This window comes from Arthrobacter sp. StoSoilA2, from assembly GCF_019977195.1.
Classification (GTDB): Bacteria; Actinomycetota; Actinomycetes; order Actinomycetales; family Micrococcaceae; genus Arthrobacter.
The window spans coordinates 914070-925466 of record NZ_AP024643.1; the positions used below are offsets into that span (position 1 = coordinate 914070).

Sequence of the window (11397 nt, forward strand, 5' to 3'; positions counted from 1 at the left end):
TCCTATTGCTGGATGAGGCTCGTCGCCATGGACTCGACCGCCAACAGCGGCGCAACATTGGTGGTGGTAATGCGGACACGGGCCTTGTTGATCGCGTCCATCCGGGCGAGGGTCGCTTCCGGGGTTGAGCGGGCGGCGTATTCTTCAAGATCGCTCTTGAGCTCAACGTTGACCAGCTCCACTGCGTTCCCCAATTGGATGATCAGGACGTCCCGGTAGAAGGACAACAGATCGGTCAGCGTGCGGTCCAGGGAGTCCGTGATGGAGCGCTTGGCACGGCGTTTTTGGTCGTCCTCAAGCTGCCTCACCTGACTCCGCATTGAGGGTGGCAGCGTGCCCGACTCTGGTGCGCCGAGGCTTGCCAAAAGCGCAATTTTCTCCGCCGCGTCGCGTTCATCATTGGAGCTGTTGGCTTCATCGGTAGCGATCTTGACGAGTTTCTCCGCCATCATCACCGCTGCCGTAACCCCACGGAGCCCCAGCGGGATGCGAACCGTTTCCAGACGGCGTTCGCGGGCATCAGCGTCCCGGGCGAGGCGGCGGGCAATCCCGATGTGGCTTTGTGCTGCTCGGGCAGCCCGGTCCGCGAGTTCAGGATCAATGCCGTCGCGCCTTACCAGCAATGCCGCGACGTCGGACGCTGGCGGAAGTCGCAGGCTGACGGGACGGCACCGCGAGCGGATGGTAACCAGTACGTCTGCCGGCGATGGGGCGCACAGCATCCAGATGGTACGCGGAGTTGGTTCCTCGATGGCCTTCAAGAGGACGTTGGTGGTTCGTTCCGCCATACGGTCCGCATCCTCAACGATGATGATCCGCCATCGGCCAGTGGCGGGCCGGTCACCGGCCTTTGAGACAAGTTCGCGGGCTTCGTCAATGGTGATGGTGACTTTTTCGGTTCGCACGAACGTGACATCCGAATGGGTCTCGCCCAGGATCGTGTGGCACGCCGCGCACTCGCCGCAGCCACGCAAAGTGACGTCGTCCTGCTCGCAGTTCAGCGCGGCAGCGAAGGCCTTGGCAGCATTGGAACGGCCCGATCCCGGAGGGCCCGTGAAGAGCCAGGCATGAGTGAGGCCGGTTTCGCCCTGCGCTGCCTGCTTGAGCTGGGCAACGACCGGCGCCTGGCCTTGGAGGTCGTCCCAAACGCTCACAGGTGGTTCCCGGAAACACGCTCGCCCAGCCCGCGCTCAGCCAGCAAGGATTCCACCCGTTCGAGGATCTGCGCGGCCAGCGTCGAAATGTCTGATTTGGCAGGCAAGACCAGGTAATCCGAGGGAGCAGCAGCGGCGAGATCAAGGAAGGCGTGGCGGATGGTGGAATGGAACGCGTCAGGCTCCGATTCCAAACGGTCCTCAGCAGCCGCACCGGCGGTGCGGCGTTCGCGGCCGTCGGAGGGCTCGACGTCGAGCAGTACAGTCAGGTCCGGATGCAGGCCTTCCGTGGCCCATTCGTTGAGGGACAAAACACCCTCTGCCCCGAGCCCGCGGCCAACACCTTGATAGGCAACGGACGAGTCAATGTAGCGGTCCGTGATGACCACACGACCGGCTGCAAGCGCCGGACGGATCACCTGGCTGGCGTGCGCTGCCCGGGCCGCCGCGAACATCAGGGCCTCTGTGCGGGCATCGATGGTGCCGTGGCCATGGTCCAGCACAAGGGAGCGCAGCTTTTCTCCGATGGGCGTGCCGCCGGGTTCGCGCGTGCGCACCACGGACAGGCCCCGCGATTCGAGGGCATCGCAGAGCCGGGCAGCCTGGGTGGACTTGCCCGCTCCATCTCCGCCCTCGAAAGCAATAAAAAGGCCGGGGCTCTGAATACTCACCTGTCTAGCCTACCGATCAGGGGCAAACCGTAACGGCTTTCATCCACAGGCTCGCCCACGACTACCCTGAAACCATGAGCCTTTCCGATCAGCGCGCAGCCGATTTGTCCCCGGAAACCGTTGTGGTGGCTGCGGGCCGCCCCGAGCGCAAACACGATGAACCGGTGAATCCGCCCATCGTCCTGTCCTCCACATACTTTGGAACCGGTTCTCTTGGCGACGGCGATCGCGGCTATGGCCGCTACGCCAACCCCACCTGGGACCCGTTCGAGGACGCCCTGGGCAAGCTGGAAGGCGCAAAGCTGCCCGGCTTGCTCTACGCATCCGGGCTCGCTGCAGTCAGCTCGGCTCTCTCCTTGGTACCAGCCGGTGGAGTTGTAGTCATGCCATCGCACAGCTACTCAGGTTCCTTGGTGATGGCGACTGAACTCGCGGAGAAGGGCTTCCTGGAGCTCCGTCTCGTGGACATTGCGGACACGGACGCCGTGAAGGCGTTGATCAGCCCGGAAGAGGGCAAAGCCGCGGACCTGCTCTGGCTGGAAAGCCCCACCAACCCCATGCTTGGCATTGCCGACGTCCGGGCGCTCACCGACGCCGCCCACGCTGTGGGCGCGATCGTGGTCACGGACAACACTTTCTCCACTCCCTTGGTGCAGCAGCCGCTGAGCCTGGGCTCCGACGTCGTGCTGCACTCGGTGACCAAATACCTGGCCGGCCATTCCGACGTCGTACTGGGCGCCTTGGTGACCTCCAACCCGGAACTGCGGGCCACGCTCCTGCACCACCGCATCATCCACGGCGGCATCGCCGGGCCGTTCGAAGCGTGGCTGGCGCTGCGCGGACTGCGCACCCTCGCGCTGCGGATCGAGCGTTCGCAGGCCTCCGCGGCAGTGCTCGCCGAGCGCCTCAGCACCCATCCGAGGGTAGAGTCCATCCGTTATCCGGGCCTCCCCACGGATCCGGGGCATGAGCGCGCCAAGGACCAGATGAAGGGATTCGGTTCCATCCTGTGCATCCAGATCGCCGGTGACGAGTCCCGCAGCGGCGCTGACGCCGCCGACGAACTGGTCCGCGCGCTCCAGCTCTGGCTCCCGGCGACATCCTTGGGCGGGGTTGAGTCGCTGATCGAACGTCGACGCCGGCACACGGCTGAGCCGGTCAGTGTCCCCGAGAACCTGGTCCGTTTAAGCGTGGGGATCGAGAACGTGGAAGACCTCTGGTCCGACCTCGAGCAAGCGCTGAAGTCGCTGGACAGTTAGGCTAAGGGGCGTGGACGGAAAATTCTTGATCGCGATTGTCACCAACGCGGTCTACTTCATCCTTGGCTTGGTGGCCGTTGTCCTTGAGCTGTGGGCGTTTGTGGATTGTTTGCGCCACCGGCCGACGCTGTTCGTGGCCGCCTCCAAGCGCACCAAGACGTTCTGGTTGGCCCTCACCGGCGTTGCTTTTGCCATCGGCGCGTTGACCCTCTTGAGCGGTGGAAGCGGTCTCGGCCTGTTCGGCATTGCCGCAGTAACCGCATCCTGCGTCTACCTTGCTGACGTCCGTCCAGCAGTCCGCGAAGCAGGCAGCGGCGGCAACCGCAACGTCGGTCCCTACGGACCCTGGTAAACAACGCTACTTCGGCGCAACCGCGTCCCACGCCACCGTAACTTCACCCAGACGCCACCGCGACGGGCCATCCTGAAGCGGCCACCCGGCGTCGCGCAGTATGCGGCACATTCCCGTCCAGCGCTGCCGGTTGCCGAACGATGCCAGTGGCGCGACCTCCAGCCATGCCTTGTCCATGGCCCGCAGGAACGTATGGATGGGTTCGCCCGGCACATTCCGGTGGATCAGGGCTTTGGGCAGCCGCTCGGCCATTTCCGACGGCAGCTCAAAACTGCCGAACCGCACCGAGAAACCAAGGCTCAAGGGGCGGTCACGGTCCAAGGCCACCCACGTGACACACCGGCCGATCTCGTCGCAGGTGCCATCGATGAACAGGCCACCCGGAGCCAGACGGGACTGAACCAGGCTCCAGATCCCGGCCACGTCCGCCTCCTCATACTGACGGAGCACATTGAAGGCCCGCACAAGTATGGGGTCGCCGGGAACCGGCACTTCGAACCCACCTACGTGGAAGCTGAGCCCGGGGCGTTCCAGCGCCTTGGCCGTACGCACCCTCTCTGGCTCAATTTCGATCCCGCAGACGCGCACATCCGAACGGACGGCCTGCAGCCGTTCAAACAGTTCGACGGCGGTGGCCGGCGAGGCGCCATAGCCCAGGTCCACAACCAAGGGGTCGACGGCGGCGCGGAGCCGCCACGCCTGCGGACCGGCGAGCCACCGATCCAAACGGCGCATGCGGTTGGGGTTCGTGGTGCCGCGGGTGACGTTGCCAACAGGCTTCCCACTTCGACTTCGGGAAGTACTCACCCGTTCCGCTTTTTGCACCACGGCCCCACTTTATCCTGCAACGCGGGGTCCCTTACGGCCCATGCGGAGCGGCTTTATGGGCCGTAAGTGACCCCGCGTTGAGAAACGTAACGCCCGGCAAGGCACAGGACCCCTCGGCTAGGATGAAAACCATGACTTACAAGCTGATTCTGCTGCGCCACGGCCACAGCGACTGGAACGCCAAGAACCTGTTCACCGGTTGGGTGGACGTTGACCTGAACGACCAAGGCCGCGCCGAAGCAGTGCGCGGTGGGGAACTCCTGGTTGAGAACGACATCCTCCCGGACATCCTGTACACCTCGCTCTTGAAGCGGGCCATCAACACCGCCAACATTGCCCTGGACAAGGCCGACCGCGGCTGGATCCCGGTCAAGCGCGATTGGCGCCTCAACGAGCGCCACTACGGTGCGCTGCAGGGCAAGGACAAGGCCCAGACTCTCGCCGAGTTCGGCGAAGAGCAGTTCATGGAATGGCGCCGCAGCTACGACACCCCGCCGCCGCCCCTGTCGGACGACAGCGAATTCTCGCAGGCACACGACGTCCGCTACAAGGACCTCGGTGACGCCCTCCCGCGGACCGAATGCCTCAAGGACGTCCTGGTCCGCCTCCTCCCGTACTGGGAATCGGACATCAAGGAAGACCTCAAGGCCGGCAAGACCGTCCTGGTTACTGCGCACGGCAACTCCCTGCGCGCGCTGGTCAAGCACCTGGACGGCATCAGCGACGAGGCCATCGCAGGACTGAACATTCCCACGGGCATCCCGCTGGTGTATGAACTGGACGAGGACTTCCAGCCGATTAACCCGGGCGGCACGTACCTGGACCCCGAGGCGGCAGCAGATGCGATCCTGGCTGTAGCGAACCAGGGTAAGAAGTAGGCTCTACGCTACTGCCGCGGCGGCTGCCCGGTCGTTCCTCCCTTGGACGCAGCCTGCCCGCGGCACCAGCTACGTAGTGTGTTAACGACGGCGGCCGGTCACCCCAGGTGATCGGCCGCCGTTGCTGTTATGCAGGGAGTCGCTGTTTATGCAGGGACGGGCTTAGAAGCCCTCAGGCTGCCATTCGCCCGTGACGAGGTATGTAACCTTGCGGGCAACGGAAACGCCGTGGTCCGCGAAGCGCTCGAAGTAGCGGCTGGCCAGGGCCACATCCACCGTGGTGGAAGCAGTTTCGTTCCAACCAGGGGAAGCAATCGCCTTGAAGACGCTCAGGTGGAGGTCGTCCACGGCAATGTTGATCTTGAGGATGTCACGGGCCACCTCAAGGTTGCGGGTCTCGAGGAGTTCGGTGACCTTGGCCGTGATGTCGATGTCGTGCTGGGCCATCGCCTTGAAGGTCTGGGTCAGGGACGTCGGAATGACAGTGGAGGGGTAGCGCAGGCGGGCGAGTTGCGCCACGTGGCGGGCGAGGTCGCCCATGCGCTCCAGCGACGCACTCATACGGAGCGAACCAACAATCATGCGCAGGTCGCTGGCAACCGGGCCTTGCAGGGCCAGGATGTCGATGGCACGTTCGTCGAGGCTGTTCTGCAGGAAGTCGATGCGCGCGTCTGCCGCGATGACGTCCTGGGCAAGATCGACGTCGGCGCCTTCGAAGGCAGTGGTGGCCTTCGTGATTGCTTCGTGAACCAGTTTGGAAATCTCGACGAGGTCGTCACCGACCTGGGTGAGCTCCTCCTGAAAAACCTTGCGCACTAAGGCGTCCTTTCCTTGGAAATCCTGTCCCATGGTGGGGTACGGATTTCAAAAACCATTGGCAGTCCAACCACTAACTGTGTCAGGAGCCAGTGAACGGTTGCGCACCTTTAGATGAACGTTAGTTGAACCGCCCCCGTTTGGCACCGGATCAACACTTTGGCGTGATTCCAGAGCATAAGCTGGACATGTGGATCCGTTGCTTATAGGTGTCGTTGCAGGCCTGGTTGGCCTGTCGCTGGGCGTCTTTGGCATGCTCGCTTTCAGGATCAGCGAGCGGCAACGCAGGATCGTGGACCTCGATGTTACCGAACCCCTGCTTCCGGAAGGTGCAGCGGAAGTGCTTGCCGTCGTCGGGCGCGCGTTTGTGGTGGTCGATGCGATAGATGGCGTGGTCCGCGCGAGTCCGGCAGCGTACGCCTACGGCCTGGTTCGCGGCCACACGGTGGTTCATAAGCAGCTCTTGGACATGACTGCAAAGGTCCGCCGCGATGGCGTGATTCTGGAGCAACAATACGAACTTCCCCGGGGGCCCCTCGGCAAGGGCACCATCGTGGTCCAGGTGCGGGCAGCCATGCTCGGGTGGGAGTACATCCTGCTGCTCGCCGACGACCGAACCGAGATCACCCGCACCGAGGAGATCCGCAACGACTTCGTGGCCAACGTTTCCCACGAACTCAAGACGCCGGTGGGCGCTATTTCGCTCCTGGCCGAGGCATTGGAAGCCTCGCCTGACGACGAAGAAGCCGTGCGCCGCTTCGCCAAACGCATGCATAAGGAATCCGGACGCCTCGCGGCGCTGGTCCAGGACATCATTGAGCTTTCCCGGCTCCAGGGCGCAAATGTTGCCCAGCAAGGCCACACGGTGGACATCAACACTGTGATTACCGAGGCAGTGGACCGCTCGCAGCTCCCGGCCGAGAGTAAGAACATCCAGATTGTTGTAGGTGGCCATTCAGACTCCCTGGTGTTCGGTGACAGGGACCTGCTGGTCACCGCCCTGCGCAACCTGATCGACAACGCCATCCGCTACTCGCCGGAGAACACCCGCGTAGGCGTCGGAGTCCGGACGCGGGAGGGCGTCGTCGCTATTTCAGTCACGGACCAGGGCGAGGGCCTGACCCCCGAGGACCAGGAACGGGTCTTCGAACGCTTTTACCGGGTGGACGCTGCCCGCTCCCGGCATACCGGTGGCACCGGCCTGGGCCTCAGCATCGTCAAGCACGTTGTGTCCAACCATGGTGGCGAGGTCACAGTGTGGTCCCAGCCTGGTCAAGGTTCAACGTTCACCATCCGGTTGCCCGAGATGGAAGGCCAGGACGACGACGCCGGCCTCCCGGCGTCCGCTGCCACCGCGGCTCCGTCTCCTGAACTTCCGGCGGCGGGTGCCGCCGCCGGACCCCACCACACGACTCAGCAACCGCATCACGCGAATTAACCCGCGTCATGCGCATTAACCGCATCACGCGAATCAACCCGTCACGCTAATCAACAAGGGGGCGCCAGCGGCGCCCAAGAGCAAGGAGCCAGCGCTTGAGCAGGATTTTGATAGTGGAGGACGAAGAGTCCTTCAGCGACCCCCTGTCCTACCTTTTGGGCAAAGAGGGTTTCGACGTCGAGGTAGTGGACAACGGCACCGACGCCTTGGTGGAATTCGACCGGAATGGTGCCGACCTCGTCCTGCTGGATCTCCAACTGCCCGGAACACCGGGGACGGAAGTGTGCCGTCAACTGCGCCAACGTTCCAGTGTGCCGGTCATCATGTTGACCGCCAAGGACTCGGAGATCGACAAAGTTGTGGGCTTGGAGTTGGGTGCGGACGATTACGTCACCAAGCCATACTCCTCCCGCGAACTCGTGGCGCGCGTGCGCGCAGTGCTCCGCAGGCAGGGTGAGCCTGAAGAGCTGATCACCTCCACCGTGCAGGCCGGGCCCGTCCGGATGGATATCGAACGCCACGTGGTGAGCGTGAACGGCGAGCAGGTGTCACTGCCGTTGAAGGAATTTGAACTCCTAGAAATGCTGCTGCGCAATTCCGGACGTGTGCTCACCCGGGGCCAGCTCATTGACCGCGTGTGGGGTTCAGATTACGTGGGTGATACCAAGACGCTCGATGTCCACGTAAAGCGACTGCGTAGCAAGATTGAGCCGGATCCGTCCGCTCCAAGGTACTTGGTGACGGTGCGTGGACTGGGCTACAAGTTCGAGCCGTAAAGCTTCAAACAGCTGACCGTCGGCCAGCAGACAACGACAAAGGAAGGGTTCCGCCGCAGCGGAACCCTTCCTTTATTGTCGTTGCTTGCAGCGCGCGGCCTGCTAGTGGCCGGCAGCTGCAGATTCGGTGTGCGTCGGCGTCGGCGTTGCCGTGGAAGTGGAAGACGGAGTTGCCGAGGCGCTGGAGGAGGGCAGGTACTCCTTGTACTCCGGCAGCGTGCCGTCAACCACGGGAACGTTGATCGTTGCGGAGTCCGAACCGCTGCGAATGGTTACCGGGCTCAGTCCGCCGGGCCTGGTGCCTGCGGTGCTAAGGACCGCGGCGTCGGCTTCGTCGTTCAGGTACGTCTCCGAGTTGGCCTTGACCGGGATTTCCGTCTGGGCGCCATTGGCACCACTGATGGTCAGGGTGGCATCCGAGCTGGACTTGTTGAACACGGCGCCGATTACGCGGCCCGGCTGGTTCTCGCCTGAAGCGACGATCAGCATGTTGCGCAGCTCAAGCTGGCCGAGATCTGCTTTGACCCCGTCCGATGCTGAGTACTGGTGGGAAGTCTGCTGGGCGTTGACGAAGCCACAGCCGGTTACGGACAGAAGACCGACGCCGATTGCAGCCGCCGCAATTGCCAGCTTGCCGCGCTGGACAGGGTTCATCGCAGTAATGCGCACGACACCTACTCCTCAAGAGTCATTGGAACACTTTTCAGCCATAGCCTATCGGCAAAGCGGCCGAAATAAGGATTCGAGAAGGCATTGTGGCGAACGCGACCGGGAAGATCCGACGCGCTCCTTGCTTCCGTGAAGCATCTTTCCTGGCTCGCGTCAAGGGGTATCGCGAGCCCCTTTGGGGCCTATTTCCCTTTATTGGCGCGGCTGGACAGCCCGTCGGGTGCCAGTCGTATGCCTTAATCGTGATAGACTAGTCTGCGGGAAAGGGGAAAGTCCACATGGTTTTTGAGGTCGGCGAGACAGTAGTTTACCCTCACCACGGTGCAGCAAAAATTGAGGAAATCAAGATGCGCACCATCAAGGGCGAAGAGAAGATGTATCTCAAGCTCAAGGTGGCTCAGGGTGATCTGACCATTGAAGTTCCAGCAGAGAACGTTGACCTTGTTGGGGTCCGGGACGTAGTGGGCAAAGAAGGCTTGGAGCACGTATTTGACGTTCTCCGCGCCGAGTTCACTGAAGAGCCTACCAACTGGTCACGTCGTTACAAGGCAAACCTGGAGAAGCTTGCTTCGGGCGATGTCATCAAGGTGGCGGAGGTCGTTCGCGATCTTTGGCGTCGTGATCACGATCGCGGCCTTTCCGCAGGTGAGAAGCGCATGCTGGCCAAGGCGCGGCAGATTCTGATTTCAGAACTGGCCCTGGCTGAGAAGACAGACGAAGAGAAGGCAGCAAGCGTTCTCGACGAAGTCTTGGCTTCCTAAGAATTGATGCCCGGTGGTGCGAAAGCGCCGCCGGGTTTCTTTTTGCCACAAAGTACTCTTGTCACCATGAGTATTCCTTCCAAGCGCGCTGTTACGGCGGTAATCGTGGTGGCTGCCGGCTCGGGCGAGCGCCTCGGCTATGGCATGCCCAAAGCCAAAGTTCCGCTGGGTGGCGAAACCATCCTGATGCACGCCCTCCGTGGCGTAGTCGCTGCCGACGTCGCACGCCAGATCTGCGTCGCCGTGCCCAAGGGGGATGCGGAACTCCGCCAACTGATCGCCGCGTTCACGGTTGAACTGGTAGACGGTGGCCCTGAGGTGACAGTTGTCGACGGCGGCTCCACCCGTGCCGATTCCGTCCGCGCCGCTTTGGCTGCTTTGGAAGAGGGGACAGAAGCCGTCCTGGTCCATGACGCAGCCCGCGCATTGACCCCCGAGCGCGTATTCCAGCGCGTGGCCGATGCTTTGGCCTCCGGCGCCAAGGCCGTCATTCCAGCCATGCCTGTGGTGGACACCATCAAGACCGTCGCTGAGACCAACGGCCCGGACTCCTCCATCGCTCCGGAAGTTGTCACTGGAACAGCGCCCCGTGAACAGCTCAGGGCAGTCCAGACGCCCCAGGGTTTCGACCTCGCTACGTTGCGCCGCGCGCACGACGCCGCCGGGCTCTTCGATGACAAACAGGCCGCCGCAGTCACCGATGACGCCATGCTTGTTGAGCTTCTGGGCGTTCCGGTCCACGCCGTCCGCGGGGCCAGCCAGTCGCTGAAGATCACCACGCCCCTGGATCTCATCATTGCCGAGGGCCTCCTCGAGGGCCCCCTTGGAATGCGCTGGGTGGAAGGCTGATGGCCGCCCAGCAAGCTGCGGGCCTTGCCGGCAACGTGATACTTCCCCGAACCGGAATCGGCGTCGACGTGCACGCATTCGCGCCGGAGGACGATCCCCAGCCGCTCTGGTTGGGTGGCCTCTTTTGGGAAGGTGAGCAGGGGCTCTCCGGACATTCCGACGGCGATTGCGTCGCCCACGCGGCTGCCGACGCCCTGTTTTCCGCCTGTGGAATAGGTGACCTCGGCACCCACTTCGGAACGGACCGGCCCGAGTTCGCCGGCGCCTCCGGGGTCAAGCTGCTCGATGAGGCTGCACGGATAGTCAGGGCCGCAGGGTTCGAGATCGGCAATGTCGCCGTGCAGTTCGTAGCCAACCGCCCCAAGTTCGGCCCCCGCCGGGAAGAATCCCAAAAGGTCCTGAGCGAAGCTGCAAACGCGCCCGTCAGCGTCACAGCCACCACCAGCGATGGCTTGGGATTTACTGGCCGCGGCGAGGGAATTTCTGCGGTTGCCACCGCCCTCGTTTACCCCGTCAACGGAGCAATCCAGCCGGGTTCCACTGAAGGTGGGCTGAATGCTTAAGGTGCGTTCCGGCGTCGTGCGTTACGCCGCGCTGTTGTCCGCGGCCGTGACTTCTGCGCTCCTGCTCGGGGGCTGTGCAGGGACACCGAAGATGGATGTGAAGGCCAGTTGCGAGTTCCTCAACAACGACACCTTCAAGCCCGATGGCAACCAACAGCAGCAGTCCAAGCAGATCGCTGCCCACTATCACGAGATCGCAGACAAGCTGGCTCCGGAAATTGGCGATCCCATCAAGGAGATGGCCGCCATCATGGACAAAGCCGCGGCGTCGTCGCTCGGGGCGGCAACGCAGGAACAGCAACAGCAGCTGACCGTGCACTTCAACAAAATCGGCGAGTACTGCAAGTAGGCAAGTCATGGCGCGTCATCGGCTAATCTGGAGC

Annotated in this window: 14 protein-coding genes; 9 read left to right on the top strand and 5 right to left on the bottom strand. The window is 63.0% G+C overall.

The window, feature by feature from the left end:
* Window positions 1–2: 2 nt before the first annotated feature.
* Together LDN82_RS04365 and tmk are read right to left on the bottom strand one after the other, a co-directional pair.
* Complete coding sequence (locus LDN82_RS04365) at window positions 3–1154, bottom strand: DNA polymerase III subunit delta' (RefSeq protein WP_224094467.1); 1152 nt, start codon at window positions 1152–1154, stop codon at window positions 3–5.
* On the bottom strand, window positions 1151–1825 hold the full coding sequence (tmk, locus tag LDN82_RS04370) for a dTMP kinase (protein WP_224094469.1): 675 nt from the start codon (window positions 1823–1825) through the stop codon (window positions 1151–1153). Before tmk ends, LDN82_RS04365 begins: the two co-directional genes overlap by 4 nt.
* A gap of 74 nt (window positions 1826–1899) precedes the next feature.
* Here tmk and LDN82_RS04375 point away from each other — a divergent pair, with 74 nt between their 5' ends.
* Complete coding sequence (locus LDN82_RS04375; RefSeq protein ID WP_224094471.1) at window positions 1900–3084, top strand: aminotransferase class I/II-fold pyridoxal phosphate-dependent enzyme; 1185 nt, start codon at window positions 1900–1902, stop codon at window positions 3082–3084.
* A gap of 10 nt (window positions 3085–3094) precedes the next feature.
* Complete coding sequence (locus LDN82_RS04380; protein WP_216921243.1) at window positions 3095–3436, top strand: DUF2516 family protein; 342 nt, start codon at window positions 3095–3097, stop codon at window positions 3434–3436.
* A gap of 6 nt (window positions 3437–3442) precedes the next feature.
* Here the strand turns inward: LDN82_RS04380 and LDN82_RS04385 are convergent, their stop codons facing one another.
* Entirely contained in the window at window positions 3443–4264 is an 822-nt protein-coding gene (locus LDN82_RS04385) for a class I SAM-dependent methyltransferase (RefSeq protein WP_224166493.1), read from the bottom strand.
* A gap of 131 nt (window positions 4265–4395) precedes the next feature.
* Here LDN82_RS04385 and LDN82_RS04390 point away from each other — a divergent pair, with 131 nt between their 5' ends.
* Window positions 4396–5142 (top strand): phosphoglyceromutase, encoded by a 747-nt coding sequence (locus tag LDN82_RS04390; protein ID WP_224094473.1) that lies wholly within the window; start codon window positions 4396–4398, stop codon window positions 5140–5142.
* Window positions 5143–5304: 162 nt separating this feature from the next.
* Here the strand turns inward: LDN82_RS04390 and phoU are convergent, their stop codons facing one another.
* Window positions 5305–5958 (bottom strand): phosphate signaling complex protein PhoU, encoded by a 654-nt coding sequence (gene phoU / locus LDN82_RS04395; protein WP_224094474.1) that lies wholly within the window; start codon window positions 5956–5958, stop codon window positions 5305–5307.
* A gap of 199 nt (window positions 5959–6157) precedes the next feature.
* On the opposite strand from phoU, the gene LDN82_RS04400 reads away from it, so the two are divergent.
* Complete coding sequence (locus LDN82_RS04400; protein ID WP_224167458.1) at window positions 6158–7396, top strand: ATP-binding protein; 1239 nt, start codon at window positions 6158–6160, stop codon at window positions 7394–7396.
* Between the two features lie 95 nt (window positions 7397–7491).
* Window positions 7492–8172 (top strand): response regulator transcription factor, encoded by a 681-nt coding sequence (locus tag LDN82_RS04405; protein ID WP_159704610.1) that lies wholly within the window; start codon window positions 7492–7494, stop codon window positions 8170–8172.
* A gap of 102 nt (window positions 8173–8274) precedes the next feature.
* Here LDN82_RS04405 and LDN82_RS04410 read toward each other — a convergent pair whose 3' ends face one another.
* Window positions 8275–8826, bottom strand: coding sequence for a hypothetical protein (locus tag LDN82_RS04410; RefSeq protein WP_224095159.1), 552 nt, complete (start codon window positions 8824–8826; stop codon window positions 8275–8277).
* A gap of 293 nt (window positions 8827–9119) precedes the next feature.
* Here LDN82_RS04410 and LDN82_RS04415 point away from each other — a divergent pair, with 293 nt between their 5' ends.
* The 4 genes from LDN82_RS04415 to LDN82_RS04430 all read left to right on the top strand — a co-directional run bounded on the left by LDN82_RS04415 (window position 9120) and on the right by LDN82_RS04430 (window position 11363).
* Entirely contained in the window at window positions 9120–9602 is a 483-nt protein-coding gene (locus LDN82_RS04415; RefSeq protein WP_011690592.1) for a CarD family transcriptional regulator, read from the top strand.
* Between the two features lie 66 nt (window positions 9603–9668).
* Complete coding sequence (gene ispD, locus LDN82_RS04420; RefSeq protein ID WP_224094475.1) at window positions 9669–10451, top strand: 2-C-methyl-D-erythritol 4-phosphate cytidylyltransferase; 783 nt, start codon at window positions 9669–9671, stop codon at window positions 10449–10451.
* Entirely contained in the window at window positions 10451–11014 is a 564-nt protein-coding gene (ispF, locus tag LDN82_RS04425) for a 2-C-methyl-D-erythritol 2,4-cyclodiphosphate synthase (protein ID WP_224166494.1), read from the top strand. Before ispD ends, ispF begins: the two co-directional genes overlap by 1 nt.
* Window positions 11007–11363: a hypothetical protein gene (locus LDN82_RS04430; RefSeq protein WP_224094477.1), complete on the top strand. Its 357-nt coding sequence runs from the start codon at window positions 11007–11009 to the stop codon at window positions 11361–11363. The genes ispF and LDN82_RS04430 overlap by 8 nt, the downstream gene beginning before the upstream one ends.
* Window positions 11364–11397: the final 34 nt, after the last annotated feature.

Bases quoted from the DNA above. Each gene is read 5' to 3' on its own strand.
- ispF (WP_224166494.1), top strand. From the start codon at position 10,451: ATGGCCGCCCAGCAAGCTGCGGGCCTTGCCGGCAACGTGATACTTCCC.
- ispD (WP_224094475.1), top strand. From the start codon at position 9,669: ATGAGTATTCCTTCCAAGCGCGCTGTTACGGCGGTAATCGTGGTGGCT.
- LDN82_RS04415 (WP_011690592.1), top strand. From the start codon at position 9,120: ATGGTTTTTGAGGTCGGCGAGACAGTAGTTTACCCTCACCACGGTGCA.
- LDN82_RS04410 (WP_224095159.1), bottom strand. From the start codon at position 8,826: ATGAACCCTGTCCAGCGCGGCAAGCTGGCAATTGCGGCGGCTGCAATC.
- LDN82_RS04430 (WP_224094477.1), top strand. From the start codon at position 11,007: ATGCTTAAGGTGCGTTCCGGCGTCGTGCGTTACGCCGCGCTGTTGTCC.
- LDN82_RS04390 (WP_224094473.1), top strand. From the start codon at position 4,396: ATGACTTACAAGCTGATTCTGCTGCGCCACGGCCACAGCGACTGGAAC.
- LDN82_RS04375 (WP_224094471.1), top strand. From the start codon at position 1,900: ATGAGCCTTTCCGATCAGCGCGCAGCCGATTTGTCCCCGGAAACCGTT.